Raw genomic sequence first — 26,067 nt, 5'->3', positions numbered from 1 at the left:
AGCCGTCAGGGTAGACGCGGTGATGAAAACAAGCCTCCCGGATAAGCAAAAAGGCGCGGCAGCCATCGAGTTCATTGCCGTGTTCGTGATTTTTTTTGCCGTGTTCTACGGCACGGTCAGCTATAGCCTGCCGCTGCTGCTGTTGCAGTCGTTCAACCAGGCCACCGCCGAAGCCGTGCGCCTGAGCGTAGGGCTGGACCCGAATATGCAAGGCTACCCCGCCGCCGTACAGGCCACTGCCAAAACGGCGGTCGCCAACCGTTTGGGGTGGATTCCCAACGCCTACAAATTCGACGCTTCCACCCAAGTCACCACCACCTTCACCAGCGGGCTGTTGTCGGTGCAGATCAACTACCCGTCGGCCAACCTCCAGGCGGTGCTGCCCTTTATTGTCCTGCCGGGCATCGGCACCGTGCCGCAGCTACCGGCAATTCTGCAGGCCCAGTCGAGCCTGCAGTTTTGACTTCGGGGGACACGCTGTTCGGGCGCCTGCTCGGTCGCAATGGCGCGCTGGAAATCGACACGCCCGCGCCGCCGTCTGCCGGGTTGCACGTACACCTGGATAACCAAGGCCGCGTGCTCGACCTCAGCGGCACGTTGCGCCCACAGTTGCCGCCACTGGTTAACTCGCCGCGCTTGCAAGAGCTGCTGAGTGCCCGCAGCGCCGTAACGGTTGAAGGCGTGCCCGTCGACTGGCAGCGCCACAGCCTCGACCTGGATTTTCACGCGGTCGCGGGGCAAATCCTGCACACCCGCGGCACGCTTCAACCCTACGACAATGGCTGGCTGCTGCATGCTGTAGACATCGGCGATTTACTCGGCGGCCGGCAATTGGCCGAGCAGCGCGAACAGAACCACCAATTGACCAGCCGCGTCAGTGAGCAACTGCGCGTGTGCAGCCTCAGCCGTCTGCCCGAGGTGTTCAACGAACAGTTAAGCAGCGTGGCGCAGCGCTGGCGTATCCCGTGTGTGGCCCTGGCGCTGCTCGATCAGGAAGACCAGGGTTGGATGATCTACAGCCAGTACGCCAACCATGATGCACCGTTGTTCTGGCACACTGGCCAACGTCTTGGGACCTGCCTGGACAGCCTCAACGGCACCACGCCGCTGAGCCTGCAAGCACCTTATGGGCGCGGCGAGCACCCGCGCTTGCACAGTATTTTCGGCAATGCCGATGGGTTCCTTGTGCCCTATCGCGATGGCCAAGGCATCGCCGCATGGCTGTTGTGCGGTGCCTACAGCGGCCAACTGCACAGCAATGACCGCGACTGGCTGAACCTTGCCGCCGCCCTCGCCGCCCCACTGCTCAGCCGCCTGCGCGAACACCGTCACCATCAACAACTCGAGCGCCAGGAAGCGTTGCAAGGCCTGCTGGGCACGGGCTGGTTTGAGCTGTTGCCCGCCAGCGGCGAAATCCAGCTCGCCCCACAACTGATGCGCAACCTCGACCCGGAAGACGGCCCAACCCGGCAACCCCTCGAAGCGTGGCTGAACCACATTCACCCCGCCGACCGCCAGGAACTGCACAGCCGTCTACGCGACCTGCAAACCCTCGGCAAACCCTTGCTCGCCAGCGCGCGCCTCAACCGTGGCGACAGCGTCGCGCCGACCTGGTATCGCGTGCAGGGCCAGGTGCTGGGCGCCGGTGAACAGCGGCGCTGGGTCGGCTTTATGCTCGACATCAGCGACATCCAGAACCAGCAGCTGCAAGCCGACGCCGCCCGCGCCCGCCTGGACAACCTGATCGCCAGCTCACCGGCGGTGATCTATGTGCAGCGCTATGTGAACGGCGCACTGCAGCCGGTGTTTTTCAGTCACAGCCTGCTGCCCCTGCTCGGTCGCACCCTCGCCGAATGCACCCACGACAGCCTGGTGCAATGGGTACACCCGGACGACCGCGACCTGTACTTCCAGCGCACCCGTCAACTGCTGCGCGAAGGCAGCGTGCGCAGCCGTTATCGCGTGCAAGACGCACACGGGGATTACCACTGGTTGCTCGACGAAGCCAAGCTGTTGCGCGACGACCTGGGCGTGCCGGTGGAAGCCGTCGGCCTGTGGCTGGATGTGACCGAGGCGACCTTGGCCGCGCAGCAGATCAAGGACAGTGAGGAGCGCTATCGCATCCTCCTCGAAGACTCCCCGGCGATGATCTGTCGCTACCGCCCGAACCTGACCCTGACGTTCGGCAACACGCCGCTGGCCAATTACCTGGAGTGCCTGCCCGCACAATTGCGCGGCATGAACCTGGGTGAATGGCTGTCGACCGAACAGCGCGAGGCGTTTGTGCAGCGCATCCACCAGCTGACACCGGAGTTCCCGGTGAGCACGGCCGAAATCAGCCTGCAACTGCCCGGCCGCGAACACGCCTGGTGGGTGTGGTCGGACCGAGGCGTCTTCGATGACCACGGCACCCTGGTCGAAGTGCAGGCCGTGGGCCGCGATAACACCGAAGTGCGGCGCTCCCAGCAGCAACTCACGCAAAGCGCGAAAATGGCCACCCTCGGTGAAATGGCCACGGGCCTGGCCCATGAGATCAACCAGCCGCTGAATGTGATGCGCATGGCCATCGTCAATGTGCTCAAGCGCCTGAGCAATGGCGACGTACAGATCGATTACCTGACCGAAAAACTCCAGCGCATCGACGCCCAGGTGCAGCGTGCGGCGCGGGTGGTCGACCATATGCGTGTGTTCGGCCGCCGCTCAGAGGTCGAGCAGCAACCTTTCGACCCGGCGCAGGCGTTGGAGGGCACCTTGTCGTTGCTCAGTGAAGGTCTGCGTGGCAAAGGCGTTGAAGTGCGCCTGACCCAGGCGGATATCCCGGTGCAGGTCAAAGGCTACGTCGACCAGCTTGAGCAAGTGCTGATAAACCTGATGGTCAACGCCCGCGATGCGCTGTTGAGCCAGCGCGAAAAGAACCCCGAGCTGCGCCCATGGATTGCCCTGCACACCGAACACGACAGCCGCCACGTGCGCATCTGGGTCGAAGACAACGGCGGCGGCATCGACCCACGCTTGCTGGAGCGCATCTTCGAGCCGTTCTTTACCACCAAGCCGATTGGCGTGGGCACCGGGTTGGGCTTGTCGGTGAGTTACGGCATCGTCGAAAACATGGGCGGACGCCTGAGCGTCAGCAACGGCGAACACGGCGCACGGTTCTGCGTGGAACTGCCCAGGGCCACCGACGTTTAAATCACCAGGTAAGCTTCGCCGGTCTGGCCGCAGGTGAGGTTGGCGCCGACGTTCACATTCACCAGGCTGATACCCAGCATGCTCAGCAAGTTGTTGAGGATCGGGTTTAGCAGCGGGCCGAGCACGCCATCTACCACCGGCGTGACGATGGCGCTGACGCCACTGAGCAGCGCTGTGACCGTAGGCGCGAGAATGCCCAACGGGCTTCCTCCAGACGGTTGGTAAGCCGTGATGCCCACGCCGTTGAGCGTGGTCGAAAGGCTGCTCACCACATTGGTGGCAGGTGTCGCGGCCTGATAGGTCGGCGCAAGACCCACGTTCGGCGGCGTGGCAAACGGCGTGGTACTAGAGAACACCAGGGTTTGATTGCTCTGCGCAATCGGACTGACCACCTTGATCGCGATGCCACCACCGGCAAACGGCACGCGCGGGTCACAGCTGCCGATGCCGAGTATCTTGTGGCAGGTCTGGGTACCAATATCAATCAGGGGTAACGGCGCTACCGTCATCGGCAAGGTGGTGGAAAACGCATTGGTAATACTGCCCACATTCAGCGACGCCAGCGACGTGGTGGTGTAGGCGGTGAGGCTCTTGGTGCCGGCGTTGCCGGTGGGGCAGCTGTAGGCAGTGACGTAACTGCTCGCGGCCCCGGCATCCAGTACGATGTTAATCGGCAGGTTGCCGGGTAGCACCAGCAAATCCGCCTGCTGGCAACCGGCGCCCAGCAAGCACAAGGCCGAGTTGATCGTGCTCACCAGGTTCAGGTTCAGCAGGCTGCCGAGCACCGGCGTCAGTGGCCCCAACAAGTCGTTTACCGCCGTGTTCAGCCCCGACAACGCACTTAATACCGGCAAGCTCACGGTCACTTCAGTGCGCACCTGGGCGGTACGTACGTAAATTTTATTTGGCCCTGTAGGGTTGGCCGCCGCCAGCACCGGGTTGCCGATGGCCGACAACTGCGGCGGTTCGATCACTTTGACCTGGGTAGTGATATTGGCCAGCCCCAGCACACTAATGGGCAAGGTCGCCGCCGCCGCGCTCTGGCTATTGGACAGTTGCACCACGCCCTGGATCAGCTGGAACACCTGCAGGTTGGCATTCAGCGCCGCAGCGGTGGTGCCGGTCTGCAGTTGCAGGATCTGCCCGACGGTCAACGGTGCCTGGTTGATCGCGGCAATTTGCAAGTTGCCCAGGGCGGTGATCACGTCCGCCGTTGCACCGTTGGCGGTCAGCACGGTGACTGCGGCCTGGATCAACTGTGAGGCAGTCACGTTGGTATTGAGCAACTGGGTGTAGTTACCGGCGGCCACGTTGAGGTTGACCGCCAGTTGGTTGAGGTAACTGAGCAGGTTGATATTGGTATTGAGCAAGCCATTCCACCCGGCGACCGTCAGGTTGACGTTGCCGCCGAGCAAGCCACTGAACAGCGGGTTCAACAGGCTGGCACTCGCCGTGTTGACGCTGGCCAGGGTGCTGTTGATGGTCAGCTGGGCCGAAGGTGGCGTGGGCACCGCCGCTACGGCGGTCGCGGTCAATACGGTATTGATGCTCACCGGATTGCCGGAGAATAACGCCCAAACCCCGGCGGCCACGCTGGTGGTCACGGTTTTGCTCACCACCACTTGAATCGCCGATGACACTGCAGGGTTGGCACTGAACATGCGCCGGCCCGACGCGCCGGTGGTCACGGTGCCGCATTGGGTCACCAGGGTATTGCCGCTACCCACCACAAAATGATTGCGCGCCACACTCTGCCCGGCAAACGCCGCCGCGCTCAAACCGCTCAGGCACGTGCCGCTGCGGCTCACCGCTTCCAGCGCCGCCGTGTCTGCCACGCCTTGCAGCTTGCGCTTCTCCAGGTACAGGCGGCCGCTGTCGATCATCAGCAATGTAAAGGCCAGCGCCACCGCCAACACGCCGGCGGCCATCAGGCCGATTGCGCCACGTTGCCTGGAACCAAGTCGGGGAGACATCGAGCACTCCTGTGCCGGCGAGTTGCCGAGCGCTTACTCTCCTGGGATGCAATTGAGTGTAGACAAGGGCTGGGGTGGTGAAGATCAAAAATGTGGGAGCGGGCTGCCCGCGATGGCCATCGATATCTATACAACCGGTTAGTGGCAAGTGGGCTGTTGTGGCGAGCAGGCTTGTCCTGCGTTGGGCTGCGAAGCGGCCCCAGTATGGGCACTGCAGTTTTCCTGAAAGAACTCAGCGTCCGGGTTTGGGGCTGCTTCGCAGCCCAACGCAGGACAAGCCTGCTCGCCACAGGAGAAATTGGCTGCCTTCAAACGTTGTGTAGATACCTGTGCCACGATGGCGGTGGATCAGTCAATGCATCGGTGACTGACAGATCGCTATCGCAGGCAAGCCCGCTCCCACAGGGTTTGGCGGTGGTCTCTTAGTGCGGTGGGTAGTTGGAGAGGATCTTGGTTACCGTACTGCGAATGGCATCGCTGCGATCCTGCGGGTTCGGCGTGCTGGCCATCATCTGCTCGTCGCTGCCACGCCACACCAGTTTGCCGTCCTTGCCGTCGAGCAGGTCGATCTGGATGGTCGCCACTTTGTAGGTGATGTTGCGCGTTTCGTTGTACATCGGCGCGCCCCAGTAGCCATTCCACGGGCCGCCCCAGGCGCCGCCGTAGTTGGTGGTGACTTGCTGCTGGCGGTCTTCGACGATCAGATAGGCCTGCACATTCAGGTCGGCCCTGGTGCCTGCAGCGGCGGGGCGCAGGCCGCGCTGGTCGAGTTGCTCACCCACGGCCTGGCGAATGCGTTGCTCGGTGAGGTCGCTCTTGATCCGTGGATCATCCGGGCGGTATTGCAGGGCCGGGTCTTTCCAGGCCCAGTTGCGGTAGGCGCCAAAATCGCGGCTGGCATCAAAGTCATGGTTGACTTGGCTGGTCTGGCAGCCACTCAACAGGACCACTACAGCAAGAGCAGCAAGGCGACGAAGCATGGGTGTTCTCCAAAAGACGGAATAAGCCTGAGATGAGAATAGCTGCTAACTGGGCGGATAAGCGCTCATTGCCTTTTGCATCGCTTCACGCAATGCATCAGCGCGCTCGCTCAGACTGCCCTGGCTGGTGGTTTCGGCACTGGTGCTCCATACCGGCTGGCGCGTGCGGGCATCGAACAGGCTGACGCGTGCTACCGCAACCGTCACTTCATAGGTGCGCACCACCGGCACCGTGTTGTACATGCCGTAACCGTTGCCATAGCGGTTATAGCCGCCGTAGCCGTAGCCATAGTCGTCCTGCACCTGGCGCAAGCGTTTTTCCAGGCGCACATCGGCGGTCACCAACAGGTCGGGGGCGCGGTTGTCATGCAAGGGGCGCAAGCCGCGCTGGTCGAGGGCGCCGCTGACCGCTTCGGCGATTTGCGCCGAATCCGCCCAGGCCGTGCCCGCGGGCAGTTGGCCGTTGAGCCAGCCCCAACTACGGTAGGCACCATAGTCGCGCACCGGCGCCGGGTAGGCGCTGGCATCAAAGGTATTCGCCGCCTGGGCCGGAGCCGGCGGCATCGGGGCCGAGGCGGCCACGTAGGGGTTGGGCGTGGAGCAAGCGCCCAAGCCCATCGATAACAGGATCAAACAGAGACGACGCATTTCGACCTCCGCAGACTGGGCCGCTTAAACCGGACGGCAGATCCAGTGCAAATAACGCCCAAGTCCGGCAAAGCTTGGGTGACGACGGTGAGCGAGTTCCATCTCCAACAAGTCCTGCAGATTGGCGCGAGCCTGGAACTCCATCGGCATATAGTCGTGGAACACCCGCACGCCGCTTTGGCTTTCGACCTGCCAAAGCCCTTCGAGTTGCGCCGCCAGTTCCCGTGGGTCGAGCGGTTGTTGCGGGGTAAGACTTTGCTTCTCGCCGGCCATGTCGTTCTTGCGCATTTTGCGGAAGTGGCCTTTGAGCAGGTTGCGGTAAATCAGCGCATCGCGGTTGTAGAACGCCAGCGACAACCAGCCGCCGGGCACCGTGAGCTGGTGCAGCACCGGCAGGATCGCGTGCGGTTCGGCCAGCCATTCGAGCACGGCGTGACACAGGACCAGGTCGTAGGGCTCGGTGAGTTGGCCGAGCAATTGCTGCCAGGGCGCATGGATAAAAGTCGCGGTCTGCCCGGCGTCGGCAAACCGCTGACGGGCGCCTTCAAGCATCGGCTCGGCGGGCTCGGCCAGGGTTACTTGATGGCCGCGCTCGGCCAGCCACAGCGACATATGCCCCAGGCCGGAGCCGATATCCAGCACGCGCAAAGGGCGCTCGGGCAAGGCTTCAGTCAGGTCGGCCTGCAACACCGCCAGGCGGATCGCGCCTTTGGCGCCACCGTAGATCTTTTCGGCAAAGCGCGTGGCCAACTGGTCGAAGTGACGGTCACTCATGGGCAAACCGCCGTTCGCTGTCGGCCAGTTTGGCGCGTACCACTTCGTTCATGTCCAGGCCCAGCTCACTGCACAGCAACAGCAGGTACAGCACGATATCGCCAACTTCCTGCCCGGCGTGGGCGAGTTTGTCCGCCGGCAGTTGGCGTGACTGGTCTTCGGTCAGCCACTGGAAGATTTCCACCAGCTCGGACATTTCCACACTGGCGGCCATGGCCAGGTTTTTAGGGCTGTGGAACGGCTTCCAGTCGTTGGTATCGCGAATACGGTGCAAGCGTTCGGTGAGGTGTTCGAGGTTCATGCGGGGGCTCCTGAAGGTGTATAGCTTCGGGCGGATGCTGGGCGAAGGCAAGTGAATCCCTGTAACGCGTAAACCTCTATGCTAAAAGGGAACTCGCTTGGTGTAATAACGACCAAAGGCTCAGCGACGCCCACCTCTTCATCAGGACACACACATGCAGGTAGAAAGCTTTTTCGGATGGTTGGGCCAGGCACTGGGTTCCGTCATCCGCTTTATTGTCGACGGGCTCAGCGGGTTGTTCGGCGCCTTGACCCACGCGGGCGGCAACTTTATTGAAGGGCTGTCACGCACATTGGGCATGGACACTTCGATCATCAGCATTGCCGCCCTGATCATCGGCTTGATGTTGCTGTACTCGGCGGTGCGTGCGTTTATGCGCGCCTCGATCATTATGGGGATTATCTGGCTGATGCTGGGCTTGTGGTTGCTCAGTTGGGTTGTGCATTAATACTTGAAAACACTCACCCTGCTGACCGATTGGCGCGACCGCCCCACCCATCGCCGCGTCTGGGCATTGGCTGCGCCGATGATTTTGTCGAACATCTCGGTGCCGCTGGTAGCCTTGGTGGACAGCATGGTCATCGGCCACCTGCCCCATGCCCATCAACTCGGTGCTGTGGCCGTGGGCGCCAGCCTGTACACCTTCCTGGCCTGGGCCATGGGCTTTCTGCGCATGGGCTCCACCGGGTTTGCCGCGCAAGCCGCCGGGCGCGGGGATGGCGCGGCGCTCAGGCAAATCCTGCTGCAAGGTTTGTTACTGGCGCTGGGGCTGGCGATGCTGCTGGGCACGGTGGGCATTCCACTGAGCCATCTGGCCCTGGAGTGGATGCAGCCCTCGCCCGAGCTGAACCAACTGACCCGCGATTTTTTCCACACCCGCTTGTTCGGCCTGCCCGCCGCGCTGGCCAGCTATGCCTTGGTCGGCTGGTTCCTCGGCACGCAAAATGCGCGTGCGCCGCTGGCGATTCTGCTGACCACCAACCTCGTCAACATCGCCTTGAACCTGTGGTTTGTACTCGGCCTGGACTGGGGTGTGGTCGGCTCCGCACGCGCCTCCGTTATCGCCGAATGGACGGGCGCCCTGCTCGGCCTGGCCCTCACGCAAAAAGCCTTGCGTGCGTACCCCGGGCATATCGCCTGGGCCGCTTTGAAGCGGTGGCAAAGCTGGCGGCCACTGCTGGCGGTGAACCGCGATATCTTCATTCGCAGCCTGGCCTTGCAGTCGGTGTTTTTCATGATCACTGTGCAAGGCGCACGTCTTGGGGATGCGACAGTGGCAGCGAACGCGTTGCTGCTTAATGGGTTATTGCTCACGGCCCACGCTCTGGACGGGCTCGCCCACGCGGTGGAAGCCTTGTGTGGGCATGCTATCGGTGCTCACGACCGCCAGGCCCTGCGCCGCTCGCTGGTGGTCGCCTGCGGCTGGTCACTGATCGCCAGCGTGGGTTTCGCGCTGCTATTCACCTTTGCCGGGCACCTGTTTATCGCCATGCAAACCGATATCCCCAGCGTGCGCGAAACCGCCGACATCTACCTGCCTTACCTGGCCGTACTGCCGTTGATCGCGGTGTGGAGCTACCTGCTGGACGGCCTGTTCATCGGCGCCACCCGCGCGCGGGAAATGCGTAACGGCATGCTGTTGACGGTGGTGATATTGCTGCCGTTCGCGTGGTTGTTGCAGGGGTTCGGCAACCACGGGCTGTGGATAAGTTTCCTGTTGTTCATGGCCCTGCGCAGCCTCACGCTGTGGGCAATCGCTTGGCGGCTGAACAAACGTAATCAATGGTTAGGGTAGTTCGACCTGTCAGTTCTCACAGGTTACAACGCTGACGTTCCGGCGTTGAATGGAGATCGCCCCTGAAGAGCCTTCAGCTTCAGGCTGCGATCTCAATTCAACTCAAGGAAGACCCCACATGAGCAACAACACCTACTTGGTTATCGGCGCGTTGATAGTGGTCGTGTTGATCGCCGTCGCCGCTATCCGCACGTCCAGGAAGAAAAAAGCCAAGCCCCCTGCCGAAGTCGTCGCCGAACCGCCCATTCAGGTTGCACCCGTCACTGCGGACACCGGCGAATGGACACTCAAACTGGATGACGCTCCATCAACACTCCCAGCGCAGCCCGCCCTCCAGAAAGGCGTGGAGGTTTGGAATCAAACGGATTTCCAGGTTTTCGTGACGCAACAAGGTATAAGAGCGACGCTGCCACCCCAAGGTCGAACACTGATGGGCAATGGCCCCAGCCTGACCGTCAGTCCTTCAGCGCAAAACACGCTGCAGTCTGTCACGTTGGAGGAAACCAATCCCGAAAGCTCAACCCTGTACACCCTGGTTGTCCGGTAAAGCCAGCCTCACTGGCCAGGGGTGGAGCGGATAAAAGCCGTGACCCGATCCAGTACCGGCGCCAGCCAGCGCAACGGCTTGGCAATGGACGCTACTAATGTCGCGTGGCTGGTCCGGGTGAAATAAAACGCCTCGACTGGCACACCCGCTTCACGCAGCTTGTTAGCCAACCCGCCCGTATTGCGCGTGGGGTTGACCAGCGTGTCGCTCACCGAGGCGATCAACAGGCTTGGTGGAGCGTCGTGACTGACGTGGTTGATGGGCTGGGAATCGGGCGGCGAGTCCGGGAAGAAAAACACGGGGCGCACATCGCGGTTTTCAATCGGCAGGAAGTCATAAGGCCCGGCCAGGCCGATCCAACCCTTGAGCATCGAGGGTGACAGGTTCACTTCTTTGAGCCAACGCGCATCCAGCGCCAGCATCGAGGCGTTGTACGCGCCGGAGCTATGGCCCATCAGGTAAAGCTGCTTGGGGTCGGCGCCATATTCGGCGATGTGCTGATGAGTCCAGGCCACCGCTTGGGCGCCGTCCTGGAGAAAAGCGGGGTAACGCACTTGCGGGTAGAGCCGATAGTCCGCTATGACCACCACAATGCCGCGTGAAGCCAGGGCTTCGCCGACGAAACCGTAGTCATCCTTGGAGCCGCTGTTCCAGCTGCCACCGTAGAAAAACACCACGACAGGGGCGTTGGGCAAGGCAGTGACGGGACGGTAAATATCGAGTTTCTGGCGCGGGTCGGGGCCGTAGGCAATGGAGGAGGTTTTGGTGAACGTGCTGGAAGGGGTCAGTGCGTTGAGCACTTTGATCGGCGAGCAGGCCGAGAGGAATGCGGCGATTGCCAGGGTTAATGCTTGCAGCCATTTGCTCGACATCGTTCAGACCTCACACAGAAGGTACGACCAAACGAAAATCCAAATGTGGGGGCGGGCTTGCCTGCGATGGCGGTGTGTCAGCCCTGAATGTGCGGACTGATACACCGCTATCGCGGGCAAGCCCGCTCCACACTGGATCTCTGTTACTTGAAGATCTTGGTGGGAGCAGTGTACTTACGAGGACAGGTAGGACGAGCGCGTCAGGCCCAGACGCAACGCATCCAGGAACTGCGTACGCTCGCTGGCACTGATCTTCGCGCTGGCGCATTTGTCACGGTAGTGAGTCATCAACTCCTCCGGCGACAAGTGCACGTAGCGCAGCATGTCTTCGATGGTGTCGTGGGTCTCGATCCCGGCGCTGTACACCGAACCGTCTTCACGCTGGTAGATGTTCACCGAGTCGGTGTCACCGAACAGGTTGTGCATGTCACCGAGAATTTCTTGATAGGCGCCCACCAGGAAGATGCCCAGCAAGTAGTCTTCGCCTTCGTTCAAACCGTGTACCGGCAAGCTGGTCTCGATGCTCTGCTCGTCGACATATTGCTTGATCTTGCCGTCGGAGTCGCAGGTCAGGTCTTGCAGCACGGCGCGGCGCAGCGGCTCTTCGTCGAGACGGTGCAGCGGCAGAATCGGCAACACCTGGCCGATGGCCCAGGTGTCGGGCAGGCTCTGGAACACCGAGAAGTTGCAGATGTACTTGTCGGCGAGCTTGTCGTTGAGCTCGTCCAGCACTTGGCGGTGCGAGCGCTGGCGGGCTTTGAGCGAGTTGTGCAGGCGGCGGCACACAGCGAAGTAGCACTGTTCAGCCAGGGCTTTTTCCGCCAGGGTCAGCTTGCCATCGGCGTACTGGGTGGCCACGTCGCTCATGTAGTGGGTGGCGCGCCAGTAAGTCTCGGTGACCATCTCGATGTCGGTAGGACCTAACAGGTCGACCAGCCATTGCACGGTTTCCGGCAGGCTTTCCTTGTTCTCAATCTGCGGGATTTCGTCGTTGTGCTTTTCAACGTCGGTAACCTGCACCACCAGCATGGCGTGGTGGGCGGTCAGGGAGCGGCCGCTTTCGGAGAAGATATGCGGGTGCGGCAGGCTCTGCGCATCGCAGAACTCCTTGAGCATGCCCACAACCACACCGGCGTAATCGTCCATGTCGTAGTTGATCGAGCTGGCGTTACGCGAGTGCGTGCCGTCGTAGTCCACGCCCAAGCCGCCGCCCACGTCGATGTGGTCGACCGGCAGGCCGAGGTTGCGCAGTTCGCCGTAGTAACGAATGGCTTCCTTGAACCCGTGCTGGTAGTCGGCCAGGTTGGCGATCTGCGAACCCATATGAAAGTGCAGCAGGCGGATGCCCTGGTCCAGGCCGGCGGCGCGGAAGCGCTCGACCACCGACAGCAATTGCGCCGCCGACAAACCAAACTTGGACTTCTCGCCACCGGTGTCTGCCCATTTGCTCGACGCCAGCGACGACAAACGCACACGCAGGCCAACCTGCGGCTTGACCTTAAGAGCCGCGGCCTCTTCGATCACCAGGCCGACTTCGGATTCTTTCTCGATCACGATAAACACATTGTGGCCGAGCTTCTGGCCCATCAGCGCCAGGCGGATGAACTCACGGTCTTTGTAACCGTTGCAGACGATGGTGCCGCCCTTCGGCGCCAGGGCCAGCACGGCCAGCAGTTCGGGCTTGGAACCGGCTTCCAGGCCGATCGACACGTTCTGGGTGGCGATGATGTTCTCGATCACCGCTTCCTGCTGGTTCACCTTGATCGGGTACAGCGCGGTGTACTTGCTCTGGTATTCCAGGCGCTCGATGTTCGCATCGAACGCGCCGGTCAGTTGGCGAACACGGTCTTGCAGGATGTCGGGGAAACGCACCAGCAGCGGCAAGGACAGGCCGCTTTTGCGCAGCTCGTCGACTTGCTCGTACAGATCAACCGGCGTGCTGTTCGGGCCGTTCGGACGGACTTCAACGCGACCGGCATCATTGATCGCGAAATACCCGGCCCCCCAATGGCGAATCCCATAAACACTGCGGCTGTCCGCAACTGTCCATTGGCTGCCATCGTCTTTGCGTGTGCGTCGTACGGACATCGAAGTCCCCTATATAAAGTCGAAGATCACCACGCCTTCTTGCAAGGCTGGCGAAGTCTAAAGAATGAAAATGACGATTTGCCTGTAAGGAAGGTAGACCCCACTCGCAGGACAGAGTTTAGACACCGGTCAGGAACAGGCTCTGTGAAACCATGGAGACGACAGTTCGCGTTCAGCAAAGCGGTCATCGGGGTGGGTTTCACAGAGGCTGCTAGCCGCCGGATTTCTTCGCCTTGTAACCCAGCTTGATCAGCTCGGCCAACAGCAACTCGACGTGATCGCCCTGTATCTCGATGACGCCATCTTTCAACGCGCCACCGGTGCCACAACGCTTTTTCAGCGTGGTAGCCAGTTCCTTCAGGGCGTCTTCGGCCAAGGGCACGCCGGTGATTGTAGTCACCGTCTTGCCGCCACGGCCTTTGCTCTCGCGTCGTACGCGGGCAATACCGTCGCCTTCAGGGATCAGGGTCTGTTTGCAGGTACACGAATCCACGGGCTGACGACAGTCCGGGCAGTGTCGACCTGCGTCGGTGGAAAATACCAGGCCACCAAGGGCGGCGAAGGATGCGGCTTTTTTGGCCACCGGCAATCCTCTTGGGAGGACAAAGACTGATCGGAACCCGGCTCTCGTTACAAGAGGCAGCTTACCGACCGCGAAGCCCCACTCAGGCAGGGGCAGCGCTACCGAACCGCTAAGGGTGGTTCGGGTGAAAAGTCGCGCAGTGTAACGGCAAAAAGCCGGCTTGCTAAGAGCCAAATAGCGCCAATTTATGCAACTTTAGCGACGTGAGGCCAGATAGCGTCGCAGGCCCTCTTGAGCATCCGGGCAGTAAGGCTTTTGTTCAGCTTCCTGCAGGACCGTTTCAAGGGGCAGAAACCGCGCTTCCATGACCTCTTCGGGCTGCAAGCGCAACGGGCCGTCCCACACTGCCGAGTAAGATTTGCACCAGAGCCGGCTGCCATCCTCCTCAAAGTAGAAGTGGTCATGCTCGACCAACTCCACGCCGCCAACGCCGAGTTCTTCTTCCAGCTCCCGGGCAGCCGAAACCGCATAGCTCTCGCCCGCCGCCACCATGCCGCCTGCCGCTGTGTCCCAAAAGCCGGGGTACAGGGCTTTGCTCAGGGTGCGTCGGTGTACACACAGCTCACCGGCGGAGTTGAACAGGAAAATAAAGGTGCACCGGCCGACCAGGCCACGCTGGCGCAGGTCGGACCTGACAAGGTGACCGAGCAGGTTGTCCTGCTCGTCCACCCAGCAGATCAGCTCGGCATCAGAGGCCGCACGGTGTGCGGCCTCGTTGGGAGTAGCGTCCATCATCACCCCTGATTGAGGAGCTGACGCAAATCTATAACTGCAGCGTTTGCCCGGGAAATATAGTTGGCCATGACCAACGAGTGGTTGGCGAGGATGCCAAAGCCACTGCCGTTAAGAATCATAGGGCTCCAAACCGGCTCCTGCGAGGCTTCCAGCTCGCGAATGATCTGACGCACGCTGACGGTGGCGTTTTTCTTGGCCAGCACGTCGGCGAAGTCGACTTCAATCGCGCGCAGCAAGTGTGACAAGGCCCACGCCTGGCCACGGGCTTCGTAGAACACGTTGTCGATCTGCATCCATGGGGTTTCCACCACTTCTTCATCGACCTGCGGCACTTCACCCGGCGCCAGGGCTTCGGTTTTCAGTGCGGTGTTGAGTTTCACCCGGCCTACACTGGCCGAAAGGCGTTGCGACAACGAACCCAGGCGCGTGGCGACATCGCCCAGCCAGTTGTTCAGGTTGTCGGCGCGGGCATAGAACAGCGCGCCCTTCTGGTTCGGGTCGGACAGGCGTGCTTCGTAGCGGCTCAGGGAATTGATGCCTTCCTGGTATTCCGATTCGCTCGATGGCAGCACCCAGCTCTTGTTGTCGAAGTTGAAGCGCGGTTCAGCCTTGGCCAAATCCGCGTCTTCAGCCGACTGCGACTGCGAACGGGCAAAGTCTTTACGCAGCGCACGCGTCAGGTCGCGCACCTGCACCAGTACGCCATATTCCCAGCTCGGCATGTTGTCCATCCACAGGCCTGGCGGGAAACGGTCGTTGGAAATGTAGCCACCAGGCTTGTTCAGCAAGGTGCCGACCACGGTCTTGAGGGTTTCGACGGTGGTGTAGCCAATCACCATCTGCTTGCCTTCCTTCTCGGCGGCAAGCTGGGCGTTTTGCTGGACCGGGAACAGCGCCGGCTCTTCGCTCCAGTACCAACCCAGGCCGCCGGTGACCAACAGGTACAAGGCCAGCACGCTGAGCAGCGCTTTGCTCATCAGCAGGTTGCGAAAGTAGCCGCGTTGGGTCGACTTTGGCTCAGGGGCGGGGCCTTTGGCACTGCCTGCACGGTTTTTCCAGTCCAGCATGGCGATATCCTTTCAATCACTTGAGTTCATGCACGTCAATTGTCCGGGTGCGGTCAAACACTCCGACCACAACCCTACCCCATCGTGCCCATCGGCGCGGGGCTTTTAACCGAAAGTGGCAGGTGGGAGACGTTCGACTATAAAGGATGCACGCTTTTTACGCAGCGCGACCGTTGGGTCGGTAACTGAATACCCCAGACTTGCACTTAATTGACGTATGACACTCATGCAATAGAAAAGAGGTGCTAGCATAGAGCCATCAGTCGACCTCAGCATGCACCCTAACTAGTAGTCAGGATATGACCGAGCCAGAAGACCCCAGCCGTGAGCGTCTCAAGCACCATTTTGCCCAGCGGGTAATTCATCAGGCACGTCAAATTCTTGAGATCTGGCAACGCCTGCAACGCAGCGAATGGTCGAACACCGATTTGTCCGAACTCAGCGAAGCCAACCTGCGCCTGCTGCGCTTTGCCGAGCGTTTCGAACAGCCGGAACACGGCCAACTGGCGCGGCACATCGGCGAATCGCTCAAGGCCGTGGACGAAAATCGCGGCCGCCTGAGCAGCCAGGTCATCACCGAACTTAACCGCCTGATGCAACGCCTGTCCCGCACCGGCCTGCGTCAGGGCGACCAGTTGGAACAAACCTTTCTGCCGCCGATGCGCAAGCCCATCTATGTGATGCTGGCCGATCACGACCGCGCCGAACGCCTGGCCAAGCAGTTGGAATTCTTTGGCATGAGCGCCCAGTCCCTGGACAGTGTGGCGGCGTTTCGTGCCTCCCTGGCCGAGCGCCTGCCGTCGGCGATTGTGATGGATGTGGACTTCTGCGGCGCGGGGCTGGGCCTCAAGCTGGCCGCCGAAGCCCAGGAAGGCCTCGAACAAAAGCTGCCGCTGTTGTTTTTCAGCCTGCACGAAACCGACACGCCAACGCGCCTGGCCGCCGTGCGCGCTGGTGGCCAGGAGTTCCTCACCGGCACCCTGGAAGCGTCGAGCCTGCTGGAAAAGATCGAAGTGCTGACCTGCGTCGCGCAGTACGAACCCTATAAAGTGCTGATCATCGATGACTCGCGGGCACAGGCGCTGCACACCGAGAGGCTGCTCAACAGCGCCGGCATCGTCACGCGCACCTTGATCGAACCGATCCAGGCCATGGCCGAGCTGGCGGATTTCCAGCCGGACCTGATCATCCTCGACATGTATATGCCTGCCTGTACCGGCACCGAACTGGCCAAGGTGATCCGCCACAACGACCGCTACGTCAGTGTGCCGATCATCTACCTGTCGGCAGAAGACGATCTGGATAAACAGCTGGACGCCATGAGCGAAGGCGGCGACGACTTCCTCACCAAGCCGATCAAGCCGCGTCACCTGATCACCACCGTGCGCAACCGCGCCGCCCGTGCCCGCAACCTCAAGGCGCGCATGGTGCGCGACAGCCTAACCGGGCTGTATAACCACACCCATATCCTGCAATTGCTCGAAGACTGCAGCTTCCGCGCCCGCCGCGAGAACAAGCCGCTGAGCTTTGCGATGCTCGACATCGACCACTTCAAACGCGTGAATGACAGCCACGGCCATCCGATGGGCGACCGCGTAATCAAGAGCCTGGCGCTGTTTCTCAAGCAGCGCCTGCGTAAAACCGACTACATCGGGCGCTACGGCGGCGAAGAGTTCGCCATCGTGATGCCCGACACCGACCTGGAATCGGCCTGCAAGGTGCTGGACGAAATCCGTGGGCGCTTTGCCGAAATTCATTACCCGGCCCAACCACAGGATTTATGGTGCACCTTCAGCGCCGGGCTGGTGGAGCTGTGCGACGGTTCCGACAGCCTGATGATGGCCGCCCAAGCCGACGAGGCGCTGTACCGCGCCAAGAACGCAGGACGCAACCGCGTGCAAGCCGCTCGCACATCAAAGCAAAGTGCCACCTTTTCACCGGAATCCACCGAATCCGTCATAACTTTGTAATGCAAACGCAATAACTTCAGGCACTTATCTTTTGCTGTCGGTTGAAACCACGCATGCGCCTGAAGCTGCTGACCAATCTCAATACCCTTCTGCTGGTGGCCGTGTGCCTGGCCCTTGGAGCGACACTATGGTGGTCGCAACGGGCGCTGGAACGGCCGTATCTGCTGATGGAACGCTACCTGGGCCTGTCGCAGACCTTTCAGAACCAGGCCGCACGCAACATTGATGATTACCTCTCCAGCGGCGATGCCCTGCGTTTGAGCAGCGCCAGTCAAAGCCTGGAAAACCTGTTGCAACATCTGGACGATTTGCCGGCAGAGCTTGCGCAAAACCTGCGCCCCAGCCTGGTGGACCTGGACACCTTCAGCAAAACCGAGCTGCTCGCCGCCGGCAAACTGGCAGGCGACCCGCAAGCCCTGCTGCTGCAAGCCGAGCGTGAGCTGGGCGCAAACCTGGAGCAACTGAGCCAATACGCCACAGGCGTCAACTCGCCAGATGCCGCTCGCTACCTGCCACCCTTGCTGGCTGCGTCCCAGCACGTGGGCAAACTGTCCCTGGCCCGCGACAAACTGGTCAGCAGCGGGCGCGCGGAGTTGGCCGATGACGTGGAACGCGAAGTCGCCAGTATCCGCACCCAGGCCGACCTGTTGGCGGCCCTGCCGTTGCTGGGTGTAAAAGCCAGCAGCGAATCCGGCGCCGATGATTTTTCCGCCATGATGGGTTTGGAAAACAGTGCAAAAGCCGAAGTCCAAGATACTGGCGTCGACCTCAAGCGTGAACTCAACAGCCTGTTGACCCGCTACCCTGCCGAACTCCAGCGTACCCGCGAGCAAATCCAGCAGCGCACCGCACTGGCGGCCGCCACCCACCTGAAAATTGCCGCCGTACAACAGGCTATTTCTGGCCTGGAGCCGGTGGTGCGTGCCCAACACGCCAGGATCCAGGGCGAAGTTCGCCTGTTACAAGGCGTGATGATCGGCCTGATCCTGCTGATTGCCCTGCTGATCGACACCCTGCAACGGCGCCTGGCGCGGGTGCTGACCAACCTGGCGCCAGCCCTGTCGACCTGGGCCGAAGGTGATTTCAGCCAACCGATTGCGTTGGGCAAGACCAATCGCGAACTGCACGATATTGAAGCCTCGCTGAACCGCCTGCGCGCGTATCTGGTGGATCTGGTGGGCACCATTCGCGGGAATGCCGAAGAAGTCGCCGGTAGCAGTCGTGCCCTGGCTGAGCTGAGCAGCGGCTTGCATGATGGTGCGCAGCGCCAAGCGGGTGATACCGCACAGATCCGCGACTCGTTGGGCGAACTGGAAGCCACCATCCAGCAAGTGGCCGGCGACGCCAGCCAGGCTGCGGGTGCCAGCCGTAGTGCGGGCCTGGCCGTGGAACAAGGCCAACGGGTGATCGGCCTGAGCCTCACCGGCTTGCATGCACTGGTGGGTGAAGTGCAACAAAACGCCCAGATGATCGAAAAACTCGCGGAAGAATCCGCCACCATCGGCGGCGTGCTCACCGTGATTCGCTCGATTGCCGACCAGACCAACCTGTTGGCTCTCAACGCCGCCATCGAGGCTGCGCGCGCCGGTGAAGCCGGGCGTGGGTTTGCCGTGGTGGCTGACGAAGTGCGCACCCTGGCCCAGCGCACGGCTGGCGCCACCGCTGAAATCCAGGGTTTGATCACCGGCCTGCAAAGCGCCGCCCATCAATCAGTGCAGGGCATGCGTGCGCAGGTCGAACACGCCGAAGCCACCGCCCAGCAGGCCCAGGCGGCCGACGGCGCGCTGGATGAAATCGTCGGGGCGATCCAGACCATTTCCGACACTGCCGTGCGCATCGCCGATGTGACCGCACAGCAGAGTGGCGCCGTCAGTGAGATTCGTGACAACAGCGAGCGGATTCACCAGCTGGGCGAGGATAATCTGCTGCGCATCGGCCAAGGACGCAGCCAGGGTGAGCATTTGCTGGAACTGGGTGGGCAACTGAACACTGCCGTGCAAGCGTTTCGCGTCTAATAGCCCTATGAAGATCAACTGTGGGAGCTGGCTTGCCTGCGATAGCGGTGTGTCAGCTAACACATCCGGTTCTGATACGCCGCTATCGCAGGCAAGCCAGCTCCCACACTGACCAAATCCAGCCTCACAGTCACAAATTTTGCGCAATCATCGCTAATCGTGCCGCCTACTGCATAGAACTGGACAGTCACAAAGGCTTTGCGGCATAGTCGCCGGGTTCTGACGCACCCACATCAATAACAAGGAACAGCCGATGGCGACCTTACTGGTTCTTCACGGACCCAACCTGAACCTGCTCGGCACCCGTGAACCGGGCGTCTACGGGGCGGTGACCCTGGAACAGATCAACCTCGATCTGGAACGCCGGGCGCGTGAAGCAGGCCACCATTTGCTGTACCTGCAAAGCAATGCCGAGTACGAATTGATTGATCGCATCCATGCCGCGCGTGGCGAAGGCGTGGACTTTATCCTGATCAATCCCGCCGCTTTTACGCATACAAGCGTTGCATTACGTGACGCGCTGCTGGCGGTGAGCATCCCATTTATCGAAGTGCATTTGTCGAACGTGCACAAACGCGAAGCTTTCCGCCATCACTCCTACTTCTCCGATGTAGCGGTAGGTGTGATCTGCGGCCTTGGCGCCAGCGGTTACCGACTGGCCCTGGAGGCCGCCCTGGAACAACTTGAACAACCGGCCAAGCGCCCCTGACCGACCCTTGGGAGTTGATGATTCATGGATATCCGTAAAGTTAAGAAACTGATCGAACTGCTGGAAGAATCCGGTATCGACGAGCTGGAAATCAAGGAAGGCGAAGAATCCGTACGGATCAGCCGTCACAGCAAGACCCCGGCTCAACAGTTCTACGCGCCACAGATGCAAGCACCCGCTCCGGCTGCCGCACCTGCCGCCGCACCCGCTGCTGCCGCTGCACCTGCCGCCCCAGCCGCACCTGTGCTGAACGGCTTCGTGGTCAAGTCGCCAATGGTCGGTACCTTCTACCGCACCCCGGCACCGACCTCGCCAGCCTTCGTTGAAGTCGGCGCAACCGTGAAAGTGGGCGACACTATCTGCATCGTTGAAGCGATGAAAATGATGAACCACATCACTGCTGAAAAAGCCGGCGTCATCGAATCCATCCTGGTAGAAAACGGTCAGCCGGTTGAGTACGACCAGCCGCTGTTCACCATCGTTTGAACCGCGGAGCGCCTTCGATGTTGAAACCTGCGAAGAAACTGCAAAAAGTCCTGATCGCCAACCGCGGCGAGATCGCGCTGCGTATCCTGCGCGCCTGTAAGGAAGAGGGCATCAAGACCGTCGCTGTTTACTCGACGGCCGATACCGAATTGATGCACGTGAAACTGGCGGACGAAAGCATTTGCATCGGCCCGCCACTGGCCACGAACTCGTACCTGAAAGTCTCGAACATCATCGCGGCCGCTGAAGTGACTGGCGCTGATGGCATCCACCCAGGCTACGGCTTCCTCGCGGAAAACGCCGATTTCGCCGAACAGGTGGAAAAATCCGGCTTCGCGTTCATCGGCCCTAAAGCCGAAACCATCCGCCTGATGGGTGACAAGGTTTCGGCCAAAGACGCCATGATCGCGGCTGGCGTGCCAACCGTTCCAGGTTCCGACGGCCCACTGCCGGAAGACGAGGCAACCGCCCTGCGCATTGGTCGCGAAGTCGGTTACCCGGTGATCATCAAGGCCGCCGGTGGCGGTGGTGGTCGCGGCATGCGTGTGGTGCACAAGGAAGAAGACCTGATCGAAGCGGCCAAGCAGACCCGCTCCGAAGCGGCTGCCTGGTTCGGCAACCCGATGGTCTACCTGGAGAAGTACCTGACCAACCCACGTCACGTGGAAGTGCAGGTACTGTCCGACGGCCAGGGCCACGCCATCCACCTGGGCGACCGCGATTGCTCGCTGCAACGTCGTCACCAGAAGGTACTGGAAGAAGCTCCGGCACCGGGCCTGGACGAAACCGCGCGCCAGGAAGTACTGGCTCGCTGTGTCAAGGCGTGCATCGACATCAACTACCGTGGCGCCGGTACCTTCGAGTTCCTTTACGAGAACGGCCGCTTCTACTTCATCGAGATGAACACTCGTGTGCAGGTAGAGCATCCGGTTTCGGAAATGGTCACCGGTATCGACATCGTCAAGGAGATGCTGAGCATCGCCGCCGGTAACGTGCTGTCCTTTACCCAGGACGACGTGAAGATCCACGGCCACTCCCTGGAGTGCCGGATCAACGCCGAAGACCCGAAAACCTTTATCCCAAGCCCTGGCCTGGTCAAGCATTTCCACGCGCCAGGCGGCAACGGCGTGCGTGTGGATTCGCACCTGTACAGCGGCTACAAGGTTCCGTCCAACTACGACTCGCTGATCGGCAAGCTGATCACCTGGGGCGCCACCCGCGACGAGGCCATGGCCCGTATGCGCAATGCCCTGGACGAAATCGTGGTTGACGGCATCAAGACCAACATCCCGCTGCATCGGGACCTGGTACGCGATGAAGGCTTCTGCGAAGGTGGTGTGAACATTCACTACCTGGAACACAAGCTGGCCAACCAGTAAGTGCTCCACCCAACAAAGCCGCCTTCGGGCGGCTTTGTTGTTTGTGGAACACCGGTTCTTATGCTCGTTCCCACGCTCCGCGTGGGAATGCATCTTGTGACGCTCCGCGTCACGGACGCAGAGCGTCCTGGGCGGCATTCCCACGCGGAGCGTGGGAACGATCGTCACAGACAGACCGCGGCGCCTGCATCGCAGGCAAGCCAGCTCCCACATAAGCCCGCTCGCCACAAACTCGTCGCTCGCGTAAACTTGCGCGCTTTCGCGACCCAGCCGTCGCACACTCATTTTTCAAAGGTGCCCGCCATGCCTTGGCTGCAAGTCCGTCTCGCCATCAGCCCAGAACAAGCCGAAACCTACGAAGATGCTTTCCTCGAAGTCGGCGCCGTGTCGGTGACCTTCATGGATGCCGAAGACCAACCGATCTTCGAACCGGAACTCAACACCACGCCGCTGTGGTCCCACACCCATCTGCTGGCACTGTTCGAAGACGGCACCGATGCCGCCGCCGTACTGGCCCATATGCAATTGCTCACTGGCAGCCCGCTGCCGGAGCATCACAGCGAAGTGATCGAAGACCAGGACTGGGAACGCAGCTGGATGGACAACTTCCAGCCGATGCGTTTCGGCCAGCGCCTGTGGATCGTGCCAAGCTGGCACGCCGCGCCGGAACCGAATGCCGTCAACCTGCTGCTGGACCCGGGCCTGGCGTTCGGCACCGGCACCCACCCTACTACCGCACTGTGCCTGGAATGGCTGGACGGCCAGGACCTGAGCGACTGCAACGTGCTGGATTTCGGCTGCGGTTCGGGGATCCTGGCGATTGCTGCGCTGCTGCTGGGCGCCAAGCAAGCGGTCGGCACCGATATCGACGTGCAAGCCCTGGAAGCCTCCCGCGATAACGCCGGGCGCAATAACATCGCTGAAGGCAAATTCCCACTCTACCTGCCGGAAGATTTGCCCCAGGTGCAGGCCGATGTGCTGGTGGCCAATATCCTCGCCGGCCCGCTGGTGTCGCTGGCGCCGCAACTGTCGAGCCTGGTCAAGCCGGGCGGGCGTCTGGCGCTGTCGGGTATCCTCGCCGAGCAAGGCGAAGACGTGGCCGCTGCCTACGCCAAGGATTTCGAACTGGACCCGATCGCCAACCGTGATGGCTGGGTACGCATCAGTGGTCGTCGGCGCTAGAATGAGCGCTTGCCTGAATCGGATGGCCGCATGACCGACAGTTTCGTCACCCAGTGCCCACACTGCCAAGCCCGCTTTCGTGTCAGCCACGCACAATTGAGTGTGGCCCGTGGCGTGGTGCGCTGTGGCTCGTGCCTGCAAGTGTTCAACGCCGCTCGCCAGTTGCTGGAACAGCGCGGCCAGGCACCTGCACCGGTGCAGCCGGCGGTTGCCGAAAAAGCCGCCGAGCCGTCCGCCGAGCCCCCACGGGCTATCAGCCAGAAGCAGTGGAACGCCGAAGAACTGGACCTGGACAACCTGGACCTGGACGAAGAACTGGCCAAGCTGGAGCGTCGCCAGGCATCCGCCGACCGTCGCCAGCCTGAAGACGCCCTGAGCGCCACCCGCGGCACCGTCAAGGCCGAGGAAGAGAAGTGGGCCGCCAGCCTGTTCAGCGAACCGCCCGAGGAACGCACTCCAGCGCCCGAGGACGAGCCGGAACCGACCACTGCGACACGCCAGCGCACCGAACCCTCCATGTCGTTGCGCCTTGAAGATATCGAGGATGAGCCGCCATTGCGCTCGGCACCTCACGTTGAAGATGACGATATCGACCCGCCGTTCACGCCCTTGACCCAGGCCCTGGACGAACCGCAACCCGAAGACCGCCCGCAACTGCGTCGCAAGCGCGCGCGCCCCGAGGCAAGCCTTCACGACGACGTACTCCAGGACCTGGAAGACGATCCGCTGCACCTTTACGCCCAGAAGCGCCCTTCCGGCTGGGGCCGTCGACTGATCTGGATCCTGCTGGTGCTGATCGCCGCCGCGGGCCTGGCAGGCCAGTACATCGCGTACCAATTCGACGACCTGGCCCGCCAGGATGCCTACCGCCCATGGTTCCAGCAGCTATGCCCATCACTCGGTTGCACGGTGCCATCTCGGGTCGATATCGCCCATATCAAGAGCAGCAACCTGGTGGTACGCAGCAACCCGGAGTTTGCCGGGGCGCTGGTGGTGGATGCGATCATCTATAACCGGGCGACGTTCTCCCAGCCCTTCCCGCTGCTGGAACTGCGTTTTGCCGACATGAACGGCAGCCTGATCGCCAGTCGTCGCTTCAAACCCGGCGAATACCTGAGTGGTGAATTGGCCGGCGTCAGTGAAATGCCGTCGCAGACACCGATCCACATCTCCCTGGATATCCTTGACCCAGGCAATAAAGCCGTGAATTACAGCCTGAGTTTTCACTCGCCCGAGTGAACCGGCGCAGGTTCTGAGGTTTGACGGCAAATTATTGACTTTGCGCTGCGCAACCAAACCGGCGGCGATAAAGAAATAACTGTTCAGATTTTATCCAATTCAGCCTTTATCCAGTCATCGAGAGCGGGTATCATGCCAACCCTTTTTCGAACTCTAATGATCCGGCCCCACAACAGGGAAGTCCTATGTCGGCGGTACGCATCGGCCCATACACATTGCAAAACGGCTTGATCCTCGCCCCGATGGCGGGCGTCACCGACCAGCCCTTTCGTCAGCTGTGCAAGCGTTTGGGCGCGGGTCTAGTAGTCTCTGAAATGGTCACCAGCGACATGAGCTTGTGGAACACCCGCAAATCGCGGATGCGCATGATCCACGAAGGTGATCCCGAGCCCCGCTCGGTGCAGATCGCCGGTGGTGATGCGCAAATGCTGGCGGATGCGGCCCGAGCCAACGTGGAGTTGGGCGCACAGATCATCGACATCAACATGGGCTGCCCGGCCAAGAAGGTCTGCAACAAGGCCGCCGGTTCCGCATTGTTGAAAGATGAGCAGTTGGTAGCCGAGATCCTGCAGGCCGTTGTCGCCGCAGTGGATGTGCCGGTCACCCTGAAAATTCGTACCGGCTGGGACCGGGACAACAAAAATGGCCTGACAGTGGCGAAGATCGCTGAACAGGCCGGGATTACAGCGCTGGCGGTGCATGGCCGCACCCGCGCCGACCTTTACACCGGTGAAGCCGAGTACGACACCATTGCCGCGATCAAGCAGGCGGTGTCGATGCCGGTCTTTGCCAATGGCGATATCGACTCAGCCGAGAAAGCCCGGCGCGTGCTGCACGCAACCGGTGCCGATGGCTTGTTGATTGGCCGGGCCGCCCAGGGGCGGCCATGGATTTTTCGTGAGATCGAGCATTTCCTGCGTACCGGCGAAGTCTTGCCGGCACCGGAGTTGACCGAGGTGGAACGTATTCTGCTAGAGCATCTGGCCGCCCTGCACGCCTTCTATGGAGACGTGATGGGAGTACGCATTGCTCGCAAGCATGTGGGCTGGTATCTCGCAACCTTGCCGGGCGCCAGGGAGTTTCGCGCCCACTTCAATCGTTTGGATGATACGGAAGCACAGTGCGCCAACGTTCGTGAGTTCTTCTCCGAGCGTTACAAGAGCCTGGGGACAGGGGACGGAGAGGGGGTGGCCGCATGACGATGATGACCGAGACTTTAGTGAGTGGAACAGCACCCGTGAGCGACAACGTCAATTTGAAACAGCACCTCAACACGCCGAGCGAAGAAGGTCAGACCCTTCGTGGGAGTGTCGAGAAGGCGCTGCACAATTATTTCGCCCACCTTGAGGGCGCTTCCGTCACGGACGTGTACAACCTGGTGCTCTCCGAAGTCGAGGCGCCGTTGCTCGAAAGCGTGATGAACTACGTCAAGGGCAACCAGACCAAAGCCAGTGAGCTGCTGGGCCTCAACCGTGGCACCTTGCGCAAAAAGCTCAAACAATACGATTTGCTGTAAGCATTCAATCAAACCAGAA

At 61.2% G+C, this 26,067-nt stretch carries 23 protein-coding genes and 1 pseudogene; 14 read left to right on the top strand and 10 right to left on the bottom strand.

What is annotated here, in order from left to right; all coding sequences use genetic code 11:
- Positions 1-22: 22 nt before the first annotated feature.
- Both P5706_RS03015 and P5706_RS03010 read left to right on the top strand, forming a co-directional pair.
- Positions 23-463, top strand: coding sequence for a TadE/TadG family type IV pilus assembly protein (locus tag P5706_RS03015; protein WP_285678534.1), 441 nt, complete (start codon positions 23-25; stop codon positions 461-463).
- Positions 460-3,189: an ATP-binding protein gene (locus P5706_RS03010; protein ID WP_285678533.1), complete on the top strand. Its 2,730-nt coding sequence runs from the start codon at positions 460-462 to the stop codon at positions 3,187-3,189. Before P5706_RS03015 ends, P5706_RS03010 begins: the two co-directional genes overlap by 4 nt.
- On the opposite strand, the gene P5706_RS03005 is transcribed toward P5706_RS03010, so the two are convergent.
- The 5 genes from P5706_RS03005 to P5706_RS02985 all read right to left on the bottom strand — a co-directional run bounded on the left by P5706_RS03005 (position 3,186) and on the right by P5706_RS02985 (position 7,865).
- Positions 3,186-5,162, bottom strand: a complete 1,977-nt coding sequence (locus P5706_RS03005) for a pilus assembly protein TadG-related protein (RefSeq protein WP_285678532.1) — start codon at positions 5,160-5,162, stop codon at positions 3,186-3,188. The genes P5706_RS03010 and P5706_RS03005 overlap by 4 nt on opposite strands.
- Positions 5,163-5,584: 422 nt before the next feature.
- On the bottom strand, positions 5,585-6,142 hold the full coding sequence (locus P5706_RS03000; protein ID WP_285678531.1) for a DUF4136 domain-containing protein: 558 nt from the start codon (positions 6,140-6,142) through the stop codon (positions 5,585-5,587).
- A gap of 45 nt (positions 6,143-6,187) precedes the next feature.
- Positions 6,188-6,790 carry a DUF4136 domain-containing protein gene (locus P5706_RS02995; protein WP_200433787.1) on the bottom strand — a complete coding sequence of 201 codons (603 nt, stop codon included), beginning with the start codon at positions 6,788-6,790 and terminating at the stop codon, positions 6,188-6,190.
- Positions 6,791-6,814: 24 nt separating this feature from the next.
- Entirely contained in the window at positions 6,815-7,564 is a 750-nt protein-coding gene (locus tag P5706_RS02990) for a methyltransferase domain-containing protein (RefSeq protein ID WP_285678530.1), read from the bottom strand.
- Positions 7,557-7,865: a MazG-like family protein gene (locus P5706_RS02985; RefSeq protein WP_177011491.1), complete on the bottom strand. Its 309-nt coding sequence runs from the start codon at positions 7,863-7,865 to the stop codon at positions 7,557-7,559. The genes P5706_RS02990 and P5706_RS02985 overlap by 8 nt, the downstream gene beginning before the upstream one ends.
- A gap of 154 nt (positions 7,866-8,019) precedes the next feature.
- Here P5706_RS02985 and P5706_RS02980 point away from each other — a divergent pair, with 154 nt between their 5' ends.
- The 3 genes from P5706_RS02980 to P5706_RS02970 all read left to right on the top strand — a co-directional run bounded on the left by P5706_RS02980 (position 8,020) and on the right by P5706_RS02970 (position 10,207).
- Positions 8,020-8,313, top strand: coding sequence for a hypothetical protein (locus P5706_RS02980; protein WP_200433786.1), 294 nt, complete (start codon positions 8,020-8,022; stop codon positions 8,311-8,313).
- A 3-nt stretch (positions 8,314-8,316) separates the two neighbouring features.
- A complete protein-coding gene (locus P5706_RS02975; protein ID WP_200433785.1) occupies positions 8,317-9,660 on the top strand; it encodes an MATE family efflux transporter in 1,344 nt (447 codons plus the stop codon).
- Positions 9,661-9,778: 118 nt separating this feature from the next.
- Entirely contained in the window at positions 9,779-10,207 is a 429-nt protein-coding gene (locus P5706_RS02970; RefSeq protein WP_285678529.1) for a hypothetical protein, read from the top strand.
- A gap of 8 nt (positions 10,208-10,215) precedes the next feature.
- On the opposite strand, the gene P5706_RS02965 is transcribed toward P5706_RS02970, so the two are convergent.
- The 5 genes from P5706_RS02965 to P5706_RS02945 all read right to left on the bottom strand — a co-directional run bounded on the left by P5706_RS02965 (position 10,216) and on the right by P5706_RS02945 (position 15,462).
- Entirely contained in the window at positions 10,216-11,079 is an 864-nt protein-coding gene (locus P5706_RS02965) for an alpha/beta hydrolase (protein WP_285678528.1), read from the bottom strand.
- Between the two features lie 174 nt (positions 11,080-11,253).
- A complete protein-coding gene (speA, locus tag P5706_RS02960; protein WP_200433782.1) occupies positions 11,254-13,167 on the bottom strand; it encodes an arginine decarboxylase in 1,914 nt (637 codons plus the stop codon).
- Between the two features lie 211 nt (positions 13,168-13,378).
- The gene (locus tag P5706_RS02955; protein WP_005784408.1) at positions 13,379-13,750 is read right to left on the bottom strand and encodes a translation initiation factor Sui1; all 372 of its coding nucleotides are present in this window, start codon (positions 13,748-13,750) and stop codon (positions 13,379-13,381) included.
- A 195-nt stretch (positions 13,751-13,945) separates the two neighbouring features.
- Positions 13,946-14,482, bottom strand: a complete 537-nt coding sequence (locus tag P5706_RS02950; protein ID WP_200433781.1) for an NUDIX hydrolase — start codon at positions 14,480-14,482, stop codon at positions 13,946-13,948.
- A 2-nt stretch (positions 14,483-14,484) separates the two neighbouring features.
- Positions 14,485-15,462, bottom strand: coding sequence for a DUF2333 family protein (locus tag P5706_RS02945; protein WP_370589438.1), 978 nt, complete (start codon positions 15,460-15,462; stop codon positions 14,485-14,487).
- Positions 15,463-15,851: 389 nt separating this feature from the next.
- On the opposite strand from P5706_RS02945, the gene P5706_RS02940 reads away from it, so the two are divergent.
- From P5706_RS02940 to fis, 9 genes and pseudogenes are all read left to right on the top strand, one after another.
- The gene (locus P5706_RS02940) at positions 15,852-17,522 is read left to right on the top strand and encodes a response regulator (protein WP_200433780.1); all 1,671 of its coding nucleotides are present in this window, start codon (positions 15,852-15,854) and stop codon (positions 17,520-17,522) included.
- 1,499 nt (positions 17,523-19,021) lie between these two features.
- Positions 19,022-19,537 (top strand): annotated as a pseudogene (locus tag P5706_RS37115) (methyl-accepting chemotaxis protein); the annotation flags it as partial.
- Between the two features lie 253 nt (positions 19,538-19,790).
- Complete coding sequence (aroQ, locus tag P5706_RS02930; RefSeq protein ID WP_017136743.1) at positions 19,791-20,246, top strand: type II 3-dehydroquinate dehydratase; 456 nt, start codon at positions 19,791-19,793, stop codon at positions 20,244-20,246.
- Positions 20,247-20,270: 24 nt separating this feature from the next.
- Complete coding sequence (gene accB, locus P5706_RS02925) at positions 20,271-20,732, top strand: acetyl-CoA carboxylase biotin carboxyl carrier protein (protein WP_122718896.1); 462 nt, start codon at positions 20,271-20,273, stop codon at positions 20,730-20,732.
- A 17-nt stretch (positions 20,733-20,749) separates the two neighbouring features.
- Positions 20,750-22,111, top strand: a complete 1,362-nt coding sequence (accC, locus tag P5706_RS02920) for an acetyl-CoA carboxylase biotin carboxylase subunit (RefSeq protein ID WP_017136745.1) — start codon at positions 20,750-20,752, stop codon at positions 22,109-22,111.
- Positions 22,112-22,414: 303 nt separating this feature from the next.
- A complete protein-coding gene (gene prmA, locus P5706_RS02915) occupies positions 22,415-23,293 on the top strand; it encodes a 50S ribosomal protein L11 methyltransferase (RefSeq protein ID WP_138817039.1) in 879 nt (292 codons plus the stop codon).
- Between the two features lie 30 nt (positions 23,294-23,323).
- Positions 23,324-24,532, top strand: a complete 1,209-nt coding sequence (locus P5706_RS02910; RefSeq protein ID WP_285678527.1) for a DUF3426 domain-containing protein — start codon at positions 23,324-23,326, stop codon at positions 24,530-24,532.
- 185 nt (positions 24,533-24,717) lie between these two features.
- Positions 24,718-25,731: a tRNA dihydrouridine synthase DusB gene (gene dusB, locus P5706_RS02905; RefSeq protein WP_200433776.1), complete on the top strand. Its 1,014-nt coding sequence runs from the start codon at positions 24,718-24,720 to the stop codon at positions 25,729-25,731.
- Positions 25,728-26,048 carry a DNA-binding transcriptional regulator Fis gene (fis, locus tag P5706_RS02900; RefSeq protein ID WP_003221275.1) on the top strand — a complete coding sequence of 107 codons (321 nt, stop codon included), beginning with the start codon at positions 25,728-25,730 and terminating at the stop codon, positions 26,046-26,048. Before dusB ends, fis begins: the two co-directional genes overlap by 4 nt.
- Positions 26,049-26,067: the final 19 nt, after the last annotated feature.

The sequence above is a fragment of the Pseudomonas sp. ChxA genome (genome assembly GCF_030263855.1).
GTDB classification, from domain to species: domain Bacteria; phylum Pseudomonadota; class Gammaproteobacteria; order Pseudomonadales; family Pseudomonadaceae; genus Aquipseudomonas; species Aquipseudomonas fluorescens_CB.
Note: the sequence above shows the minus strand (reverse complement) of the source record. Positions and strands in the feature narration are given on the sequence as shown.

Bases quoted from the DNA above. Each gene is read 5' to 3' on its own strand.
- aroQ (WP_017136743.1), top strand. From the start codon at position 19,791: ATGGCGACCTTACTGGTTCTTCACGGACCCAACCTGAACCTGCTCGGC.
- accB (WP_122718896.1), top strand. From the start codon at position 20,271: ATGGATATCCGTAAAGTTAAGAAACTGATCGAACTGCTGGAAGAATCC.
- P5706_RS02985 (WP_177011491.1), bottom strand. From the start codon at position 7,865: ATGAACCTCGAACACCTCACCGAACGCTTGCACCGTATTCGCGATACC.
- P5706_RS03000 (WP_285678531.1), bottom strand. From the start codon at position 6,142: ATGCTTCGTCGCCTTGCTGCTCTTGCTGTAGTGGTCCTGTTGAGTGGC.
- P5706_RS02980 (WP_200433786.1), top strand. From the start codon at position 8,020: ATGCAGGTAGAAAGCTTTTTCGGATGGTTGGGCCAGGCACTGGGTTCC.
- P5706_RS02945 (WP_370589438.1), bottom strand. From the start codon at position 15,462: ATGAGCAAAGCGCTGCTCAGCGTGCTGGCCTTGTACCTGTTGGTCACC.
- P5706_RS03015 (WP_285678534.1), top strand. From the start codon at position 23: ATGAAAACAAGCCTCCCGGATAAGCAAAAAGGCGCGGCAGCCATCGAG.
- P5706_RS02970 (WP_285678529.1), top strand. From the start codon at position 9,779: ATGAGCAACAACACCTACTTGGTTATCGGCGCGTTGATAGTGGTCGTG.
- speA (WP_200433782.1), bottom strand. From the start codon at position 13,167: ATGTCCGTACGACGCACACGCAAAGACGATGGCAGCCAATGGACAGTT.
- dusB (WP_200433776.1), top strand. From the start codon at position 24,718: ATGTCGGCGGTACGCATCGGCCCATACACATTGCAAAACGGCTTGATC.
- P5706_RS02940 (WP_200433780.1), top strand. From the start codon at position 15,852: ATGACCGAGCCAGAAGACCCCAGCCGTGAGCGTCTCAAGCACCATTTT.
- P5706_RS02950 (WP_200433781.1), bottom strand. From the start codon at position 14,482: ATGGACGCTACTCCCAACGAGGCCGCACACCGTGCGGCCTCTGATGCC.
- prmA (WP_138817039.1), top strand. From the start codon at position 22,415: ATGCCTTGGCTGCAAGTCCGTCTCGCCATCAGCCCAGAACAAGCCGAA.
- P5706_RS02910 (WP_285678527.1), top strand. From the start codon at position 23,324: ATGACCGACAGTTTCGTCACCCAGTGCCCACACTGCCAAGCCCGCTTT.
- P5706_RS03005 (WP_285678532.1), bottom strand. From the start codon at position 5,162: ATGTCTCCCCGACTTGGTTCCAGGCAACGTGGCGCAATCGGCCTGATG.
- P5706_RS02965 (WP_285678528.1), bottom strand. From the start codon at position 11,079: ATGTCGAGCAAATGGCTGCAAGCATTAACCCTGGCAATCGCCGCATTC.
- accC (WP_017136745.1), top strand. From the start codon at position 20,750: ATGTTGAAACCTGCGAAGAAACTGCAAAAAGTCCTGATCGCCAACCGC.
- fis (WP_003221275.1), top strand. From the start codon at position 25,728: ATGACGATGATGACCGAGACTTTAGTGAGTGGAACAGCACCCGTGAGC.
- P5706_RS02990 (WP_285678530.1), bottom strand. From the start codon at position 7,564: ATGAGTGACCGTCACTTCGACCAGTTGGCCACGCGCTTTGCCGAAAAG.
- P5706_RS02995 (WP_200433787.1), bottom strand. From the start codon at position 6,790: ATGCGTCGTCTCTGTTTGATCCTGTTATCGATGGGCTTGGGCGCTTGC.